20 protein-coding genes are annotated in these 15,123 nt (G+C 56.8%); 12 read left to right on the top strand and 8 right to left on the bottom strand.

Annotated features, from left to right (window positions below; all coding sequences use genetic code 11):
• Positions 1-34: 34 nt before the first annotated feature.
• Both ACA049_RS12370 and ACA049_RS12365 read left to right on the top strand, forming a co-directional pair.
• On the top strand, positions 35-436 hold the full coding sequence (locus ACA049_RS12370) for a hypothetical protein (RefSeq protein ID WP_497335777.1): 402 nt from the start codon (positions 35-37) through the stop codon (positions 434-436).
• Positions 437-633: 197 nt separating this feature from the next.
• Positions 634-1,035 (top strand): RidA family protein, encoded by a 402-nt coding sequence (locus ACA049_RS12365; RefSeq protein ID WP_497335775.1) that lies wholly within the window; start codon positions 634-636, stop codon positions 1,033-1,035.
• 3 nt (positions 1,036-1,038) lie between these two features.
• Here the strand turns inward: ACA049_RS12365 and ACA049_RS12360 are convergent, their stop codons facing one another.
• Entirely contained in the window at positions 1,039-1,944 is a 906-nt protein-coding gene (locus ACA049_RS12360; RefSeq protein ID WP_497335773.1) for a LysR family transcriptional regulator, read from the bottom strand.
• A gap of 191 nt (positions 1,945-2,135) precedes the next feature.
• Between ACA049_RS12360 and ACA049_RS12355 the strand changes: the two genes are divergently transcribed.
• The 6 genes from ACA049_RS12355 to ACA049_RS12330 all read left to right on the top strand — a co-directional run bounded on the left by ACA049_RS12355 (position 2,136) and on the right by ACA049_RS12330 (position 6,613).
• Positions 2,136-2,708 carry a chorismate mutase gene (locus ACA049_RS12355; RefSeq protein ID WP_497335771.1) on the top strand — a complete coding sequence of 191 codons (573 nt, stop codon included), beginning with the start codon at positions 2,136-2,138 and terminating at the stop codon, positions 2,706-2,708.
• Between the two features lie 131 nt (positions 2,709-2,839).
• Positions 2,840-3,241 carry a hypothetical protein gene (locus tag ACA049_RS12350; protein WP_497335769.1) on the top strand — a complete coding sequence of 134 codons (402 nt, stop codon included), beginning with the start codon at positions 2,840-2,842 and terminating at the stop codon, positions 3,239-3,241.
• Between the two features lie 198 nt (positions 3,242-3,439).
• The gene (locus tag ACA049_RS12345) at positions 3,440-3,868 is read left to right on the top strand and encodes a nuclear transport factor 2 family protein (RefSeq protein WP_497335767.1); all 429 of its coding nucleotides are present in this window, start codon (positions 3,440-3,442) and stop codon (positions 3,866-3,868) included.
• A 217-nt stretch (positions 3,869-4,085) separates the two neighbouring features.
• The gene (gene ahr / locus ACA049_RS12340) at positions 4,086-5,117 is read left to right on the top strand and encodes an NADPH-dependent aldehyde reductase Ahr (protein ID WP_497335765.1); all 1,032 of its coding nucleotides are present in this window, start codon (positions 4,086-4,088) and stop codon (positions 5,115-5,117) included.
• A 15-nt stretch (positions 5,118-5,132) separates the two neighbouring features.
• Positions 5,133-6,113: a Dyp-type peroxidase gene (locus tag ACA049_RS12335; protein WP_497335763.1), complete on the top strand. Its 981-nt coding sequence runs from the start codon at positions 5,133-5,135 to the stop codon at positions 6,111-6,113.
• Positions 6,114-6,160: 47 nt separating this feature from the next.
• Positions 6,161-6,613 (top strand): hypothetical protein, encoded by a 453-nt coding sequence (locus ACA049_RS12330; RefSeq protein WP_497335761.1) that lies wholly within the window; start codon positions 6,161-6,163, stop codon positions 6,611-6,613.
• Positions 6,614-6,695: 82 nt separating this feature from the next.
• Here ACA049_RS12330 and ACA049_RS12325 read toward each other — a convergent pair whose 3' ends face one another.
• The 3 genes from ACA049_RS12325 to ACA049_RS12315 form a co-directional block, all read right to left on the bottom strand.
• Positions 6,696-7,154 (bottom strand): MarR family winged helix-turn-helix transcriptional regulator, encoded by a 459-nt coding sequence (locus ACA049_RS12325; protein ID WP_497335759.1) that lies wholly within the window; start codon positions 7,152-7,154, stop codon positions 6,696-6,698.
• 242 nt (positions 7,155-7,396) lie between these two features.
• Positions 7,397-8,602 carry an epoxide hydrolase family protein gene (locus tag ACA049_RS12320; RefSeq protein WP_497335757.1) on the bottom strand — a complete coding sequence of 402 codons (1,206 nt, stop codon included), beginning with the start codon at positions 8,600-8,602 and terminating at the stop codon, positions 7,397-7,399.
• A 258-nt stretch (positions 8,603-8,860) separates the two neighbouring features.
• Positions 8,861-9,313: an Ohr family peroxiredoxin gene (locus ACA049_RS12315; protein WP_497335755.1), complete on the bottom strand. Its 453-nt coding sequence runs from the start codon at positions 9,311-9,313 to the stop codon at positions 8,861-8,863.
• Between the two features lie 354 nt (positions 9,314-9,667).
• Here ACA049_RS12315 and ACA049_RS12310 point away from each other — a divergent pair, with 354 nt between their 5' ends.
• The gene (locus tag ACA049_RS12310; protein WP_497335753.1) at positions 9,668-10,585 is read left to right on the top strand and encodes a LysR substrate-binding domain-containing protein; all 918 of its coding nucleotides are present in this window, start codon (positions 9,668-9,670) and stop codon (positions 10,583-10,585) included.
• Positions 10,586-10,599: 14 nt separating this feature from the next.
• On the opposite strand, the gene ACA049_RS12305 is transcribed toward ACA049_RS12310, so the two are convergent.
• On the bottom strand, positions 10,600-11,094 hold the full coding sequence (locus tag ACA049_RS12305; protein ID WP_497335751.1) for a cupin domain-containing protein: 495 nt from the start codon (positions 11,092-11,094) through the stop codon (positions 10,600-10,602).
• A gap of 222 nt (positions 11,095-11,316) precedes the next feature.
• Here ACA049_RS12305 and ACA049_RS12300 point away from each other — a divergent pair, with 222 nt between their 5' ends.
• Together ACA049_RS12300 and ACA049_RS12295 are read left to right on the top strand one after the other, a co-directional pair.
• A complete protein-coding gene (locus ACA049_RS12300) occupies positions 11,317-12,012 on the top strand; it encodes a tRNA (adenine(22)-N(1))-methyltransferase (RefSeq protein ID WP_497335749.1) in 696 nt (231 codons plus the stop codon).
• Between the two features lie 84 nt (positions 12,013-12,096).
• Positions 12,097-12,258: a DUF2986 domain-containing protein gene (locus ACA049_RS12295; protein ID WP_497335747.1), complete on the top strand. Its 162-nt coding sequence runs from the start codon at positions 12,097-12,099 to the stop codon at positions 12,256-12,258.
• Between the two features lie 84 nt (positions 12,259-12,342).
• Here ACA049_RS12295 and ACA049_RS12290 read toward each other — a convergent pair whose 3' ends face one another.
• From ACA049_RS12290 to ACA049_RS12280, 3 genes are all read right to left on the bottom strand, one after another.
• Positions 12,343-12,708: an antibiotic biosynthesis monooxygenase family protein gene (locus ACA049_RS12290; RefSeq protein WP_497335745.1), complete on the bottom strand. Its 366-nt coding sequence runs from the start codon at positions 12,706-12,708 to the stop codon at positions 12,343-12,345.
• A gap of 41 nt (positions 12,709-12,749) precedes the next feature.
• Positions 12,750-13,724, bottom strand: coding sequence for a zinc-dependent alcohol dehydrogenase family protein (locus tag ACA049_RS12285; protein WP_497335743.1), 975 nt, complete (start codon positions 13,722-13,724; stop codon positions 12,750-12,752).
• Positions 13,725-13,928: 204 nt separating this feature from the next.
• Entirely contained in the window at positions 13,929-14,231 is a 303-nt protein-coding gene (locus ACA049_RS12280) for an ArsR/SmtB family transcription factor (RefSeq protein WP_109632588.1), read from the bottom strand.
• Between the two features lie 484 nt (positions 14,232-14,715).
• Between ACA049_RS12280 and ACA049_RS12275 the strand changes: the two genes are divergently transcribed.
• Positions 14,716-15,075 (top strand): DUF6124 family protein, encoded by a 360-nt coding sequence (locus ACA049_RS12275; protein WP_497335741.1) that lies wholly within the window; start codon positions 14,716-14,718, stop codon positions 15,073-15,075.
• The last annotated feature ends 48 nt before the right edge of the window (positions 15,076-15,123 follow it).

Below are 15,123 nucleotides of genomic sequence, written 5' to 3'. Positions count from 1 at the left end.
ATACCAAAACAACTACACCCCGGAGCACAAAATCATGAAACGCCAAATCCTTCTCAGCATCGCTTTCTCGGTTTTTGCAGTTAACGCTTTCGCCGCTACCTCTACTCACCCGGTTGTCGCTGAAGGCGGCTCGGATCGTCTGATTGAAAGTCGTGTAGCTGAGGGTGGTTCGGATCGTCTGATCGAAAACCGCATTGCTGAAGGTGGCTCTGATCGCCTGATCGAAAACCGCGTTGCCGAAGGTGGCTCTGACCGCCTGATCGAAAACCGCGTTGCCGAAGGTGGTTCCGACCGTCTGATCGAAAACCGCGTTGCCGAAGGTGGCTCCGACCGTCTGATCGAAAACCGCGTCGCCGAAGGTGGTTCCGACCGTCTGATCGAAAACCGCGTTGCAGAAGGTGGCTCCGACCGTCTGATCGAAAGCCGCGCTGTATAAATGCATGGCTTCACCGCGGTACTCAACGAAAAGCCCGGCCTCATCAGTCGGGCTTTTTCGTGCGCCACGCTATTTCAACTATCCACACACATGGATAGTCATGACAGCTTTGGCGGCTATTGGTCTTCTTTTCAGTCTATTAGCATCAGCAACAGGTAGAAGCCTCTACCGGCCATCAAACTGAACAGAGAACCACAATGAACAAGCCCGAGTTTTTTGTTACCCCCGGCTATGGGGAAACCCTGCTCAATGCCCTGCACTACTCGCAAGCGCTGAAAATTGGCGATCGCGTGGAGACATCAGGCCAAGGCGGCTGGGATGACGATCTGCAGATTCCCGAATCGATCGAGGACGAGATTGCCCAGGCATTTCGCAACCTGGAGCGAACCCTTGCGACCGCAGGTGCCAGTTGGGAGCATGTGGTTCACGTCAACTCTTACCATGTCGGAGGTTTCCCCCCGATAGTTAACGAGACGATGGCCAGGCTGTATCGGCATTACATGCCCAACCACGCTCCCATCTGGACGCAGCTCGGAGTCGCTTCACTTGGACTTCCAACGATGCGCATTGAAATCCGCGTGACCGCCATTGTTCGTTAAGCTTCAATGAGCGGGCGACGCCTCTCGGAATGTCTGAATCACCCAATCGATAAAAACCTTCAGCCGGGCATTTTGATGTCGATTGGGTGGATAGAGGACATGAAACGGCATGGCGGGTCGAGACCAGTCCTCCAAAACGGCAACTAACTCGCCCGCGTCCAGATAAGGCTGAACGATGTGCCTGAAGTGCTGCCCGATGCCCAGGCCCGCGAGCATCATTTCTTTAAGGCCATTACCGTCGTTCGTCGAAAACTCGCAATCACCGACTTCATATCGATGAGTACCGTTATCGAAGATCAAGGGTTCCGGTTTACTGGTCGCGGCAAAGAAGTATCCGGCTTGAACATGGTTGGCCTGAAGATCAATGGGGGAAGAAGGCATCCCCGTGCGTTCCAGGTAAGCAGGGGCCGCGCAGGTGACGTAGTGAAGGTCGACAAGCTTGCGCCCGATCATCGTCATGTCCTCCAGTTCACCGGCACGAATCACGCAATCGACGCCCTCGCCAACGATATTGACTGGCCGGTCGCTGATGCCTAGGGCAATGGTGATATCGGGATACTCGCGATGAAAATCAGGCAACGCGGGTATCAACAGGCAATTGGCGAACGAGGCCGGCGAATCGACCCTCAGGTGTCCGCCGGGCTTGAGCTTTTTACCTCGCGCGGCGGCGTCCACGGAGTCCAGTTCGGCAATAAGACGCATCGCATGACTGTAGTATTCCAGCCCGTCCGATGTGGCGGCGACCGCACGGGTAGTGCGGTGCATCAGCTTGATGCCAAGGTGCTTTTCGAGGTCGGTGATCAACTTGCTGACCGTCGAACGCGGAAGCGCCAGTTGGTCGGCAGCCCGGCTGAAAGAGCCTGTTTCCACAACACGTACAAACGCACGCATTGCTAAAAGTTGATTCACTGTGGTCTACCCGCTTGATGATGAACATCCAGTCCGACTGTCCATGAATCTGCACAGTGATGACTGAAATCAGTATGTTTGTTCCGCGTTTCAGTCTAACTCAGCGAGCACGCCAAGCGTTGTATGCTTGGCGTCCGTCTGTGATACACATCACCTGATCGTAAATTCTGAGCTCTAACGAGGTTTTGCTTATGCCCCGCTCCCCACGCATCCCGCAGCTGCTGACCTGCGCCCTGATCGGTTTACTCGCTGGCGGCGCGCAGGCGAGTACGCCCTCCCCGGCACCCGCTAGTTTGCAACCGCTGCTGGTGACGATGAACGAGCGTCTGAACATTGGCGATCTCGTGGCGCTGACCAAGTGGGACAGTGGCAAAGCGATCCAGGACAGTGCGCGGGAAGCGCAAGTCATCGCCAATGCCAGGAAGATGGCCATTAAACGAAAACTGGACCCGGAACAGGTCGCCGAGTTGATCGCCGCGCAAATTGAAGCCAACAAGCTGGTGCAGTATGGCCTGCTCGCTAATTGGCGAGCGGCCGGCAAGGCGCCTGACACACCGCGGCCGGACCTGGCCAAGCAGATCAGGCCACAGCTGGACGAGCTGCAAAACCGTCTGCTGCAGCAATACGCCGACTTCGCGCCCTACCGCAAAGACCCGAACTGCCCGAACTGGCTAGGCGCGGCGCGAGCCGGCCTGATCAAGGACCAACTGCATGGTCAGGCTTTGATACGCGCTACCGGGGAGCTGTGTGTCGCTGATCAGTGACAGGGCGATGCCCGTTTCGGTCAGCCATTGACTGCATCAATAGTCACCATTAATTCAATGAAGTTCTCTTAAAAACTCCGGGGCGTAACATCGCGTCCATACCAAACAACTACACCCCGGAGCACACCCTCATGAAACGCCAAATCCTTCTCAGCATCGCTTTCTCGGTTTTTGCAGTTAACGCTTTCGCCGCTACCTCTGCTCACCCGGTTGTCGCTGAAGGCGGCTCGGATCGTCTGATTGAAAGTCGTGTGGCTGAAGGTGGCTCGGATCGTCTGATTGAAAACCGCGTCGCTGAAGGTGGTTCCGACCGTCTGATCGAGAACCGCGTCGCTGAAGGTGGTTCCGACCGTCTGATTGAAAACCGCGTCGCCGAAGGTGGTTCCGACCGTCTGATTGAAAACCGCGTCGCTGAAGGTGGTTCCGACCGTCTGATCGAAAACCGCGTCGCCGAAGGTGGTTCCGACCGTCTGATTGAAAACCGCGTTGCCGAAGGTGGTTCCGACCGTCTGATCGAAAGCCGCGCTGTATAAATGAATGGTTTCACCGCAGGACTCAACGAAAAGCCCGGCCTAAACAGCCGGGCTTTTTCGTGAACAACTTTTAATAAATTCGCATAGCCGCCAGTCGATCCTCGCGGCACTATTGACGTTCTGCAGCAAGCCATCGGGCAATTCTGCATGTGCAACACTGAGGCGTTTTACAGAACAACAAAAATACAGGAGTTGAAAATGTCTGAACTGAACCTGCACCCCAACGCCGCAAAATCCCTGAGCCACTGGCACGACATGATCCTCAAGGGTGACTTGCGCGCCCTGCCCGAATTATTGGACCCACAAGCTATATTCCGCTCGCCCATGGCTCACAAGCCCTACCCGGGTGCGCCCGTGGTCTCGATGATTCTCAACACGGTCGTCAAGGTGTTTGAAGATTTCACCTACCACCGTGAATTGTCGACCGCCGATGGTTTGAGCGTTGTCCTGGAATTCAGCGCCAAAGTCAGCGGTAAAGAGCTCAAGGGCATCGACATGATCCGGTTCAATGAACAAGGGAAAATCGTCGAGTTCGAGGTGATGGTCCGTCCGTTCAGTGCCTTGCAAGCCTTGGGCGAGCAAATGGGACAACGCCTTGGCGCTTATCTGGCAGCCAGCAAAGCCTGATTGCGTTGCGTCGTTCAAAGTGAGGTGCTGCGGCTTGGCACCTCGCTTGCGGTTTCAGACAGCGATCAAGGTGCAATGGCAATCCGGAAGAACTGATTGTCGGTCCGCGCCCTTGGTTCCAGATCCGGGACTATCCTTTCATGCGGTCGCCCGCTTCACTTGCTCCGCGGCGACGCCTGAGTAGCCCCCCTTGTGTCTCCTGATCTGGAGGTATCCCATGAAAGATAACAGCGAAGTCACGTCCTTCACCGGCTGGGCCGCAATGGCCGCCGGCGCGCCCCTGGAGCGTTACAGCTACGACCCCGGTCCATTAGGGGATGAAGAGGTGGAAGTCGCGGTGGAATATTGCGGCGTCTGCCACTCCGACCAGTCGCTGATTGATAACGAATGGGGTGTCAGCAGCTACCCCTTTATCCCCGGCCACGAGGTGGTCGGCAGCATTGTGCGAGTGGGTGCGCAGGTCCGCGGTCTCCAAGTGGGGCAACGGGTGGGCATCGGCTGGTACAAGGGCAGTTGCATGCATTGCTCTTCGTGCATCGGCGGCGCCCACCATCTGTGCGGCACCGCCAAACCCACCATCATCGGCAGCAACGGAGGCTTTGCCGATCGCCTGCGTTCGCACTGGGCCTGGGCGCTGGCGATACCGGGCGAGCTCGACCCGTCGATGGCCGGGCCGCTGTTCTGCGCCGGTTCGACGGTGTTCAACCCGCTGGTGCAATTCGACGTCAAACCCACTGACCGGGTCGGCGTAGTGGGCATCGGCGGCCTCGGTCATCTGGCACTGCGCTTCCTCAACGCCTGGGGCTGCGAGGTCACCGCGTTTACCTCGTCGCTGAACAAGACCGACGAAGCCCGTCGCCTCGGCGCGCACAACGTCGTCGCCTCGACCGACAGCGATGCGCTGAAAGCCATTGCCGGCACCCTGGATTTCCTGCTGGTGACCGCCAACGCCAACCTCGACTGGACGGCCATGCTCGCCACCCTGCGCGGCAAGGGGCGACTGCACTTTGTCGGCATCGTGCCCGACGCTATTCCTGTGCATGTGTTCAACCTGATCCCCCAACAAAAGACCCTGTCCGCCTCGCCGGTCGGCTCGCCGAGTACCACGGCAACCATGCTGGAATTCTGCGCCCGTCACCAGATCCTGCCGCAGGTCGAGCTGTTTCCCATGAGCCGGGTCAACGAAGCGATCGATCACCTGCGCAGCGGCAAAGCGCGTTACCGCGTTGTGCTGGATGCGAGCAAATGAAGGACCAACGCTGATATGGATAACCAGACACCCGAGCCTCAATCCGTCGACAGCCTCATCACCAGCAGCGCGATTTTTATCGTGGCGACACTGGCGCCCGGCGCCGACGCTGCAGGAGAAGTGCGCGCCTGGTGTGCAGAAATCGCGGGCCTCGTGCGCTCGGTCGGCAAACGCGTTCCCGGCGGTAATCTGTCGTGCGTCTGCGGCTTTGGCGCCACCGCGTGGGACACCTTGTTCGGCGATCCGCGCCCCGCTTCGCTGCACCCGTTTCGCGAATTCGGCCTGGCAGGACGCCGGGCCATCGCCACGCCCGGCGACCTCTTGCTGCACATCCGGGCTGACCGGATGGACCTGTGTTTCGAATTGGCGACGCAATTGGTTTCGTCACTTGGGGATGCGATTTCAGTCGTCGATGAAGTACAGGGTTTCCGCTACTTCGACATGCGCAGCATCATCGGTTTTGTCGACGGCACCGAAAACCCGGTCGGGCGCAAAGCCGTCGAGTTCACGATTGTGGGTGATGAAGATCCGTCCTTCAGCGGCGGCAGCTACGTGCTGGTGCAGAAATACCTGCACAACATGAATGCCTGGAACGCGTTATCCGTCGAGGCTCAAGAGCGGGTGATCGGGCGAACGAAACTGTCCGACATCGAACTGGATGATGCGGTCAAGCCGACCAACTCGCACAGCGCCCTGACGACGATCACCCAGGACGGTCAGGAGGTGAAAATCCTGCGCGACAACATGCCGTTCGGCCGGCCGGGCGCGGGGGAATTCGGTACTTATTTCATTGGCTATGCGCGCTCGCCCGCGCCGCTCGAGCTGATGCTGGAGAACATGTTTGTGGGCAGGCCGGAGGGGAACTATGACCGGCTGCTCGATTTCAGCACGGCGGTGACCGGGGGATTGTTTTTTGTGCCTTCGGTGGAAGTGTTGGAGGGGCTGGCTGAACGTGAGGGGGAATTGGCACGGGCAACGCGGGAAGGCGATAAATGAGCTATACCCGCTAATCACCCATTGCAGTTCTTACGCAGGAGTTGGCAATGAACCTCAGACTCTCACTTGCACCCCTGATCATCAGCGCAAGCCTGTTTGGATGCGCCACTTCGACCGACCATGGCGTGTCTGTCCCGTTGGTTGCCACCCGGCAGAACACAGGGCAGATCGGCAATGTAACGCTGACAAATTGGGACAAGCAAACCGGACTCAGCTTCTTCATCAGTGGCGCTCCAAGCGGAGCGACCCTGCCCTTGCGCCTCTACTCCTTCATCCATAAAGGCAGTTGCCAGCAACCCGGGCCGGTGGCCTTTGCAATGAACGACAAGGTCAACACCACGCGCGAAGCCGTACGCGGCTGGTCGTTCTCAAGAAGTGCACCGATCGCCCTGCCCGATCTGCTTTCCGGTAAGTATTACATCGTCGTAAAAACGGCTCCGGAGAGTGGCAACGTCGATATTTTTTGCGGAGATATCAGGCCGGCAGGCGCAGTTAAGTAGCCACTGGAGATAATGCGATAACGGGACAGATTCATTGATTTGAGTCCGTCGGGTGCGACTCATCCCCTGCATTCGAAACGGCTTACTCCCGGTCTTTCGTAGTACGGATCAGGTTGTCCCGTAATTTCACAATGGCTTGCTGCATTTGCACGAATTCGTCGGGATCAAGGCCGGTTTGCGGGAAGCCTTCTTCCGTGAGGCCTTCACGCAGTTCTCGCCCCTCTTTTGTGAGACTGATGCGTACCTGGCGCTCGTCTTCCGGGTCGCGCTGGCGTAGCAGATAACCCATCGCTTCCAGTTTCTTCAGGATCGGCGTGAGGGTGTTGGATTCGAGGAACAGCTTTTCGCCAAGGCTGCCCACGGTCTGGTTGTCTTCTTCCCACAGCACGACGAGGGTGATGTATTGCGTGTAGGTGAGTCCGAGGCGTTCGAGCATCGGCTTGTAAGCCTTGCCGAAAGCGAGGTTGGAGGAATAGACCGCAAAGCACAGGAAGTCGGAAAGTTTCAGGTCGAGGGCAGCTGTCTTTTTGGTGGATTTCATGAGCATTCTCTGTGGCCAAAGACGGATGGACTGCAAAGCCCGACTATACATCGCATGCGATGGTATCGGAAGTGCTCGTTGCGTTGGCCGTCGTCAACACCTGCGTTGACCGACGACTGGTTCATAAGGAATGCCCCTGGGTTGCTCGGTTCGGATCACTTTCACGCATGACGATCAACGATCCGAACCGAGCCCTCCTGATCATTACGAGATCAGTTCTTCGATGCTTGTGGGTTTGGCAATTACCTCAGCGATTTGAATCCCGCCCGGACTTCCTGTGAGAACAGCGCCGGCTGCTCCCACGCAGCAAAGTGCCCACCCTTGGGAAGCTCGTTGTAATGCACAAGTTTGGGATACGCCTTCTGCGTCCAACTTTTCGGCGCCGCATACAGTTCATCAGGAAAAACACTAACCGCGACCGGGATGTTGACGCCTTTGACGGCGAAGAATGTTGACTTGTTCTCCCAGTAGAGCCGGCCCGAGGAAACAGCCGTTTGGGTCAGCCAGAACAGCGTGATGTTGTCGAGGACGTCATCCGGTGTGAGGCCTTCCGGTTGGCCGTCAATGGATCGCGCAATCATCTCGTAGCTTTTAGGATCGTGATCAAGCATGAAGGCGGCCAGCCCGACCGGCGAATCATTGAGACCTGTCAGCGACTGCGGCCGATCCCCCATCATGATCGCGTAACCGATGTGCTTGTAAGTATTGGCGAGTTGATCAGCCGCTCGCTTCTCTTCTTCAGAAAGACCGCTGGGTACCGGCTCGCCGCGAAACAGCGCCGCATCCAGTTCAGGCGGGATGACGCCGGGCATGTTCGAATGAATACCGATCAAGCCAGGTGGCGCCTTTACCGCCATCAGATCGACAACGATAGAACCCCAATCGCCACCTTGCGCCCCATACCGGGTGTAGCCGAGACGTTTCATCAACTCGATGTAGGCATCGGCAATACGATCGGGATTCCAGCCGGCCCCGGTCGGTTTCTCCGAGAAGCCGTAACCCGGCATAGACGGGATCACCAGGCTGAACGCATCGGAGGCACTGCCGCCATGCGCGGTAGGATCGGTGAGTGGCCCGATGACTTTCATCAACTCGATCACCGACCCGGGCCAGCCGTGCGCCATTAACAGGGGCAACGCATTCTCGTGTTTTGAGCGGACATGAATGAAGTGGATATCTAGGCCATCAATGTTCGTGATGAAGTTTGGAACGGCGTTGATTTTGGATTCGATTACCCGCCAGTCATATTTAGTCGCCCAGTGTCTGGCCAGCTTCTGGATCGTCGCCAGTTGTACGCCTTGAGAGGAATCATTGACTGTTTCCTTGTCCGGCCATCGTGTTGCTTCTATTCGTCTACGCAACTCTGAAAGTTCAGACTCTTTGGCGCTGAAATGAAAGGGGCGTATTTCAGCGGAAACACTATCGGTTTTTGTTGAAGTATTGGTCATAGCGTCAGTCCTGGTGGATAAACCGAGTAACCCGAGCGGTGCAGCGGCACAGGCCACCGCAGCAGCGCCGCAAAAGTTACGTCGGGTCAGGGAAAGGTGTTTGGTGTGTCTTGACATACAGGCTCCTGAGGCGCGCAGCCCTACGCAGATCCCTCTTCGATTGAAGGGACCCTAACGACAAATGGGTGTTTATAGCGGGAGCTGTAACGAACCTGATCGGTGTTTCTTATAGCCCGGGAAACAAAGGAATAAGTTTGATCACACCGACTGCACATTAAATGAAACGTCGATATTGCCGCGCGTCGCCTTCGAGTAAGGGCACATCTGATCCGCAGCATGTGCGACAGCGCAAGCGACCTCATGTGGCAGACCTGGCAGCCGCACATTGAACCGGGCCTGCAGCAGGTAAGCGTTACCGGTTTGACCCAGATCGACCTCGATCTCGACGGACACGTCGGCTGGAATCGTCACCTTCAATTCTTTGCCCGCCAGGCCAACGGCGGCGATGTAGCAGGCCGACCAAGCCCCGGCGAACAACTGCTCGGCCGTCGGATGCGGTTGGGTGGCGGCAAATACGTGGGCCGGTTTGGCGCTCCCGGGCGTCGAGAGTTCGATGTCGAGGTTGCCGTTGTGCCCGCGAGATGTGATGCCGGAGCTGCTCAGGGCGGTGTGGGTTTTGCCGGTAACCAGGACTTTTTCAATGTTGCTCATCGGTGATTCCTTGAGATTTTCAATGAAGGTCAGATAGCACAAACATTACGTAACTATCTGACAGGACTGAGTTTATAGGCGCGATCCAGAGGTCGAGAAGAACGGAAAAAGCGATCACCTTCGGCTTTTCCGCCCACCACCGTTCGTCACCAAGGCGCAACGTCCGCTTTGACATCACCAGGTCTTTGGGAGATTATTTATACATCGCATACGATCTAATCGATTACGATTACAACCCATCACAATCCTGCCGTTTGGAGATCCAGCCATGAACACCGGAAGCAGCCACACAATGTCGAGCAATGCCCCTCACGCTTCCCGTGGCCACAACGGCAACAACTGGATCACGGCTTCATGAAGTTGATCCAGCTGCGAGCGTTCTGCTCAGTGGTCGACAGGGGCAGCTTTCGTTCGGCGGCACGAGAACTGGACGTTGCCCAAAGCACGTTGACGGAGTCGGTTCAAAGTCTGGAAAGAGAGCTCGGGGTCACCTTGCTGGTGCGCTCCAATCAAGGCATCAGCCTGACCTTGGCCGGCAAGGTGTTCCTGACCCGGGCTCGCTCGATCATTCTCGATTGCGATCGCGCGGTACAAGACGTCCGGCAGTGGAATGGAACGCCCGAAGGCCAGATCGCCCTGGGTGTCACAGCGGAACCCATGGCCGCGTGTTTGATGCCGGTCTTCAGCAGTTTTACCCGCCGATTTCCGAAGGTGCAGCTGCACGTCGCCAGCGGAAAGACCCGGATGCTGATCGAGATGATTCGCGCTGGCCGGCTCGACTTTGTGATGGGTCCGCTGAGTCCCGACGTCTGCGATATCGACCTGCACATCGAGCGGCTCTACAGCTCGAAAACCAGCGTGATTGCGCGCAAGGGGCATCCCTTGGCGGGGGCTCGATCAGTGCGAGAGTTAGCCGATTGCCAGTGGATCAGCGTCCGGCCGGCGGGAGTCATCGGCAGCGCGGAGAGCCATCTGATCGAGCTGTTCAAAGCCCAAGGCTTACCGCCTCCGAAGATCGCGATCACGACCGAATCGCTGCTGGAAATCCTGCACATCATTTCCGAGACGGATTACCTGACCCTGGAGCCCGGCATGCTTCCCGGCATGAAGCTGTTTTCCTCGTCGCTGATCAGCATTTCGATTCGCGAGCCGCTGGAGTCGTGTGAGGTGTGCCTGATCAGCCGCCGCGTGTCACCCTTCACCCAAGTCACGCAGGAGCTGACCAGCATGCTGATTTCGTACTCGCGCTTGCGTCACCGAGCCAAGGGGTGAGGCGCTTTTCTTGTTTATTTTGAGGCATGACGAGGATCGTCACGGCTATCAATGTACTCAAGCCCCAGCGGACCTGTTCCATACACTTGAGAGATGTATTCCCCCGATCGGGCCCAATGGAAATGCGGAGTATTGGCCGGGAGCACCACTACACTGCCCGGGCCATAAGCGACCAGTTTGTCCGGATCAAACACAGTCCCGAAACCAATGTAAAACACACCGGACATTACGGTGTAGATACGGTCTTCAGGATGGGTATGGGGCATCAATTTAGTGCCGTTCGGCACTTTGACCCGCACAACGTAGGGACCTGGCTTGGCAGGATCACCGACCAGGACCGCCAGTTTCACTTCTTTCGGAAACGCCGGAAAGCTACGCCACTCCACGTCTTCGTTATACAAGGCAGCGGTTTTACCCAGCGGCAAGGGTTGTGCTTGAGTGACCGACATGGCTGCACACAGGACAAGAAAAGTGGTCAGGGAAGCAGTTTTCATCATGCTCTGAATCATGAGAGGCACCTGGGAAAAAATGTCCTCTCTAATGTAGTGGTCGCCGCCTGTTGTGATAATGCCGCTGATGCGCATTACAGTTGATACGCGATGTAATCAGTTCAATAGATGGGTCTAGCCGTGGCTCCGGTCGCAAGAATTTGAAATGCACGGCATTGCTCGACAGAATGGCGCCCCGATTCGGCCAACGTGCCGAACGTTCGTGGTGAAAAGGGGTTGCGGTTGAACGAACAGACATTGTCCATGCGCCTGGAGCGCGTGGCAGCGCATGTGCCGGCCGGTGCACGCCTGGCCGATATCGGCTCGGATCACGGCTACCTGCCGGTGGCGTTGATGCGCCGGGGCGCCATCGCGTCGGCGGTGGCCGGCGAAGTGGCGTTGACACCGTTCCACTCGGCCGAACGCACCGTGCGCGAGAGTGGCCTGGACCCGCACATCACCGTGCGCCTGGCCAATGGTCTGGCGGCCATCGAGTCGGAAGACCGGATCACCGCGATCAGCATCTGCGGCATGGGCGGCGAGACGATCCGCGACATCCTCGACACCGGCAAAGCACACCTGAACGGTGAGGAACGCCTGATCCTGCAGCCCAACGGCGGCGAGCAGCCCCTGCGCCAATGGCTGATGGACAACGGCTACCGCATCCTCTGCGAGGAACTGCTGCGGGAAAACCGCTTCTTCTACGAAATCATCGTCGCCGAGCGCGCCGGGCCGGTGATGTACACCCCCGAAGAACTGTATTTCGGCCCGTTGCAGATGCAGGCACGCAGCCCGGCGTTCCTGGTCAAGTGGCAGCGCATACTGCGCCACAAGCAGCAGACCCTGAGCCACTTCGCCCGAGCGCGGCAGGCGGTGTCCGAGGAAAAGGTGCAGGACGTCGCCCGGCAGGCCCGATGGATCACCGAGTTGTTGGCTTAAAACGGGTTTAGGGTTAGTGCGAACAGTCGCCGAGCGTCGATCAGGCAAGGCATCATTCAAGAATTTTCAAGCTGAGTGGAAAAGATGAATCGTCAAAAAAAGATAAAGCAGTTGTTAAAAGCACACGCCAAAAAGGCCAGTGCCAAATTGGCACCGGCCAGCAAGTCTAAATACATCAGCAAGGCGGACCGATTGAAATTGGCGGCGGAATCCAGTGACGATTCAGTTGTTGCCTCTGAGAGCTGAGTCGTAAGTTTCACCGGGCCGTCCCCGATCACTACAAATCAGTCGACAACAAGACTGCAAATCTCCGACGACGGCCCAGTCGTGTTAAAGCCACAAACTTTTAGTACCGGTATTACGCATGCCAACGGCACTGTCAGGGTGATGATGTTCGCCTGTAGTAAAAGCGGCCCCCTCAATGTGATAGACCGTCGGTTCTTCCGAAAAATATTCCTGTAAGCCCATCATGAACATCCGATGGTCTTCACTCTCTTCGAAGCCTGGCGTGTGATCCTCGAGTGAAGCCCAGCGCACGATCAGGTTGAATAGCTGCGGGGTTTCGATGCCTTGCGCGAGCAAGTGGCCGCCGTAACCCTTTGCGCGGGTAAGCAGAGGAGCAACCTCGGCAAATGCACGCCTGAACATTTCAATGCGTTCTTTGTGGACGGGGAGCAAAGCGATCTCATAAATCATGGCGTTCCTCTGATATGACTTAAACGGTTAAAAGTACGCACTTACGGGATGAGCGATGGCTCGACTGCAATCGCGATTTTTCCTTGAATGCCGTTGTTGGGACTTTCCAACCGGCCATGGGCGAGCGCAATGTCGGCAAGCGAATAGACAGCACCAACGTGTGGCCGCAGCTGCCCGCGCTCAATCAGTGCGCTCAACTCATCCAGCTTGCCGCGGTTTTGTCTTGTGAAAACGAAGTGATAACTGGCGTTCTTGCCCCAGGCCTGAACGACGTTTTGTGGCTGTGCAATGTCCACAATCGAGACTACGCGGCCAAGTTGTGCGAGCGCGTCGGGGCTGCGCGACAATGTGTTGCCGCCAATGGTGTCGAACACGACATCGACTCCGCGGCCACCCGTTTCACGCATGATGGCGTCGACATAATCCTTCTTTTCATAGTCGATGATCACGTCGGCCCCCAAGCTTCGTACAAATTCAACGTTTGCTTCGCGCACGGTCGTGAACACCCTTGCTCCCATGGCTTTTGCCATTTGGATCGCCACATGACCGACGCCTCCCGCGCCGCCATGTACAAGGATGCTTTCCCCCACTCTGAGTGCTGCACGCACGACCAGTGCTTCCCATGCCGTCCCACCAACCAGGGTCAGACTTGCCGCCTCAAGATGGCTTAGCGAGGCAGGCTTTTTCCCGATAATGCTTTCGGCAGCAACGTGGTACTCCGCATAACTTCCTGGCCCGTCGAATATTTGTGGGGTGTACCAGACTTCGTCTCCGGGCACGAAGGACGTCACACCCGGCCCGACTGCTTCGACAACACCCGATACGTCATGCCCTGTAATGGCCGGCAGTTGCACCAAGTCTGGATAGTCGCCACGTCGGACCTGGTAATCCAACGGATTGATGGAGGTTGCGTGTACCCGCACCAGGACTTGTCCCGTATGCGGCACTGGCTTGGGCACCTCGCACAGTTCAAACGATTGCGGCCCGCCAAATGACTTAAGTATTAGCGCTTTCATTTTTGATCCTCGTTTCGACAAAAAGGGATATCGGGATTTATCGATATGACGTAATAAAAAAAATCACAGATCTTTCTCTACGGCGAGAATTCTCACCAATGCTGCGGGTACTCGGACGTAACTCGCCCCGTGTGCTATGTCATTGCAAATCCTCATTTCGATAAAAAGGGATATCGGGATTTTTCGATATCATGTGGCAAAAAATTACAGCTCTTTCCCTATGATCTCCGCTAGAACACGGATGGTTGCTTCATTCCGCTTGTAATAGGTCCACTGACCGATGCGTGTGACGTCGACCAAGCCCACCCGTTGCAGAGTCGCAAGATAATCAGAAACCGTTGACTGCGACAGCCCGACGCCTTCTTGAATACTACTGACGCAGACTCCCACCGTATGAACGTCCCCTTCATCTTGCGGAGGGAAGTTCTTGGCTGGGTCCTTCAAACCTTTCAAGATTTCAAGGCGCGTACGGTTCGAGAGAGCTTTGAATATTTCGAGTAATTCCATGCCGCGATGATATCGGCATTTCCCGATATGTCAATGTGCGAATGCAGTCTGGATGACAGACGACTGGCCGCGTTGGGTTGATGCCCGCCTCTGAAGACCGTCAGCATCCAGACGTTGAAAACGAGCGCCTGCATGTTGAACGCCCTTGTTTAACGACATTCCGCGTTACTTCCCAAAGGCTACAAATCCTTGCGCCGTTGCCTACGGTTACGCCAGAATCCGCCGGCTTGTGCGTCTATGGACCGGGCTTTATCGTTTCCCCGTCGCTGAAAAACAGCGATCGGGTTTGGTAGCCCGGTTTCGTCAGCTGCACAGCACCACTGTTATGCGGGGGCTTTTTCGTCTCTGTTTTATGGTGGTCATGCGCAGGGCGTCTTCGGACGCGCCGGGGTTCCTGACGGCCGGTCTACCAACCTGCGTATGGCCTCCACCCGTCGTTGGTAGCGAGGGTGATGGCCCCTTTAACACCGTTAGGAGATTCACCATGTTCAAGCCCACACCTAATCCACCGGACACCGATCCGGCCTCCCCCTACGAAACCGTCGACTCAAGAAAACTGCACGAAGCCGCCGAACGCGCGCTCGATTTCTACCTCAACCCGGCGGCGCTCATGAACACTCCACGCAAACCCAGCACCATTTTCATGATCGCCCCGGATGTCGATGATGAGACCTTGCTGGTGCAAGCGTGCGAGTCGATGGCGTCGGCCAGTGTCATGGCCAGCGACATCGCCGGGATGATGGAGGGCAGCCATCGCAATACATTGCTGGCGCTTCAGCAGGTCATCATGCTCGGGGAATTGGCGGTGAATCGAATGCTGGATAACCTCGTTCCACCGACGTAATCACTGAACCCGGCATAGTGAAGGCATTGCACCCTCACTATGCCGGTG

It is taken from the genome of Pseudomonas sp. LBUM1662 (assembly GCF_059695915.1).
This window is presented reverse-complemented; position numbering and strand designations above follow the sequence as displayed.

Excerpts from the sequence above, each read along its gene's own strand:
- ACA049_RS12295 (WP_497335747.1), top strand. The coding sequence starts at position 12,097 with ATGAATCGTCAAAAAAAGATAAAGCAGTTGTTAAAAGCACACGCCAAA.
- ACA049_RS12305 (WP_497335751.1), bottom strand. The coding sequence starts at position 11,094 with ATGATTCAGAGCATGATGAAAACTGCTTCCCTGACCACTTTTCTTGTC.
- ACA049_RS12310 (WP_497335753.1), top strand. The coding sequence starts at position 9,668 with ATGAAGTTGATCCAGCTGCGAGCGTTCTGCTCAGTGGTCGACAGGGGC.
- ACA049_RS12320 (WP_497335757.1), bottom strand. The coding sequence starts at position 8,602 with ATGACCAATACTTCAACAAAAACCGATAGTGTTTCCGCTGAAATACGC.
- ACA049_RS12275 (WP_497335741.1), top strand. The coding sequence starts at position 14,716 with ATGTTCAAGCCCACACCTAATCCACCGGACACCGATCCGGCCTCCCCC.
- ACA049_RS12330 (WP_497335761.1), top strand. The coding sequence starts at position 6,161 with ATGAACCTCAGACTCTCACTTGCACCCCTGATCATCAGCGCAAGCCTG.
- ACA049_RS12290 (WP_497335745.1), bottom strand. The coding sequence starts at position 12,708 with ATGATTTATGAGATCGCTTTGCTCCCCGTCCACAAAGAACGCATTGAA.
- ACA049_RS12355 (WP_497335771.1), top strand. The coding sequence starts at position 2,136 with ATGCCCCGCTCCCCACGCATCCCGCAGCTGCTGACCTGCGCCCTGATC.
- ACA049_RS12345 (WP_497335767.1), top strand. The coding sequence starts at position 3,440 with ATGTCTGAACTGAACCTGCACCCCAACGCCGCAAAATCCCTGAGCCAC.
- ACA049_RS12350 (WP_497335769.1), top strand. The coding sequence starts at position 2,840 with ATGAAACGCCAAATCCTTCTCAGCATCGCTTTCTCGGTTTTTGCAGTT.
- ACA049_RS12285 (WP_497335743.1), bottom strand. The coding sequence starts at position 13,724 with ATGAAAGCGCTAATACTTAAGTCATTTGGCGGGCCGCAATCGTTTGAA.
- ACA049_RS12325 (WP_497335759.1), bottom strand. The coding sequence starts at position 7,154 with ATGAAATCCACCAAAAAGACAGCTGCCCTCGACCTGAAACTTTCCGAC.
- ACA049_RS12365 (WP_497335775.1), top strand. The coding sequence starts at position 634 with ATGAACAAGCCCGAGTTTTTTGTTACCCCCGGCTATGGGGAAACCCTG.
- ACA049_RS12335 (WP_497335763.1), top strand. The coding sequence starts at position 5,133 with ATGGATAACCAGACACCCGAGCCTCAATCCGTCGACAGCCTCATCACC.
- ahr (WP_497335765.1), top strand. The coding sequence starts at position 4,086 with ATGAAAGATAACAGCGAAGTCACGTCCTTCACCGGCTGGGCCGCAATG.
- ACA049_RS12370 (WP_497335777.1), top strand. The coding sequence starts at position 35 with ATGAAACGCCAAATCCTTCTCAGCATCGCTTTCTCGGTTTTTGCAGTT.
- ACA049_RS12315 (WP_497335755.1), bottom strand. The coding sequence starts at position 9,313 with ATGAGCAACATTGAAAAAGTCCTGGTTACCGGCAAAACCCACACCGCC.
- ACA049_RS12280 (WP_109632588.1), bottom strand. The coding sequence starts at position 14,231 with ATGGAATTACTCGAAATATTCAAAGCTCTCTCGAACCGTACGCGCCTT.